The following is a 1,337-nucleotide window of genomic DNA, read 5'->3' on the forward strand; positions in this document are numbered from 1 at the left end:
ACGGAATCTATGGTCACTCCCGTTTTTGCAACACCGATTTTGACGACAAGTTGGCTTGCTTGAATCTATCCGGCGTCTGAATGGGATTTTATTCCCGCGCCTTGATGAGTTCCGCGCCTGATGAACCTCCAGAAAATATACGGCTTCAATGAGCCTTTCCGTTTTACAGGTTCCTCAACAGGCCGGTGGGCCGTTAGTATCATCAATATCAGTATTCGCAAAACCAGATCAGTAATTCTTTAAACCGGTGTATTTCTGCCGTTATGCTACATAAGTTTGCTGTCGTGCCGTTAGGGCCCAGGCTATTCTGGCCAGCTTGTTTGCCAGAGCACAAGTGACGACAAAGTTGCTTTTCCGGCACAGTAAATCCCTGACCCAATCGGCCAATTTGCCAGACTGGTGTTCCAGTTTTTGTATGAATACCCTGGCACATTGAACCAACAAAGTTCGGATCTTTTTATTACCTCGCTTACTAATTCCCAGCAATGTCGTCCTACCTCCCGTGCTGTACTGCCGAGGTACAAGCCCTGTTGCCGCCGCAAAGTCACGGCTGCTGGCGTACTGCTTCCCGTCGCCAATCTCAGTTGAAATAGTACTCGCTGTCAGTGTTCCGACGCAGGGAATGCTCAGCAAGCGCTGTCCAACCTCATCTTCGTCCAACTTTCGTTTCAACTGGGATTCCAAATCTTTAATCTGCTCAACAAGATAGTGATAATGCTGTTGTAATTTCAGCAATAACTGGCTGAGGTAAAGAGGCAAACTATTATCCTCAAGAATGGTACTCAGTCGGCTAATAACGGCAGCTCCTCGGGGAACGCTAATGCCAAATTCCAGCAGAAAAGCATGCATTTGATTGGTTGTTTTTACCTTATCCTGAACCAGGGATTCACGGACACGATGCAGAGCCCGCATTGCCTGCTGAGATTCCGTTCTGGGCTGCACAAAACGCATAGACGGACGCGATGCAGCTTCACAAATAGCTTCGGCGTCGACAAAGTCGTTTTTATTGCTTTTAACGAACGGGCGGACAAATTGTGGTGATATCAGCTTTGGGGAATGCCCCAACTCTTCCAACTTGCGTGCCATAAAGTGAGAACCGCCACAGGCTTCCATTGCGATGGTTGTAGCGGGGCATGTCGCCAAAAATTCGATCAACTTTGGCCGGGTAAATTTTTTACGGTAAACAGCCTTCCCGCGACGATCCTGGCAATGAATATGGAAAGAGTTTTTACCCAGATCGATACCAATGAGCGCAATGTTTTCCATGATAGTTCTCCGAATGAAAGCCTGTCCTCAGCATAGTACCGGGAAGGAGGGAGTGACCATCTCATTAAATA

General features: G+C 47.7%; 1 protein-coding gene. It reads right to left on the minus strand.

Features of this window, described 5'->3' with window-relative positions:
• Positions 1 to 261: 261 nt before the first annotated feature.
• Positions 262 to 1,266: an IS110-like element IS4321 family transposase gene (locus tag N5J69_RS22160; protein ID WP_000427623.1), complete on the minus strand. Its 1,005-nt coding sequence runs from the start codon at positions 1,264 to 1,266 to the stop codon at positions 262 to 264.
• Positions 1,267 to 1,337 lie beyond the last annotated feature (71 nt).

Source organism: Pantoea sp. GD03673, from assembly GCF_029844725.1.
Taxonomy (GTDB): domain Bacteria; phylum Pseudomonadota; class Gammaproteobacteria; order Enterobacterales; family Enterobacteriaceae; genus Pantoea.

What these genes read in the sequence shown, in the direction of transcription:
- N5J69_RS22160 (WP_000427623.1), bottom strand. Translation starts at nt 1,266, where the DNA reads ATGGAAAACATTGCGCTCATTGGTATCGATCTGGGTAAAAACTCTTTC.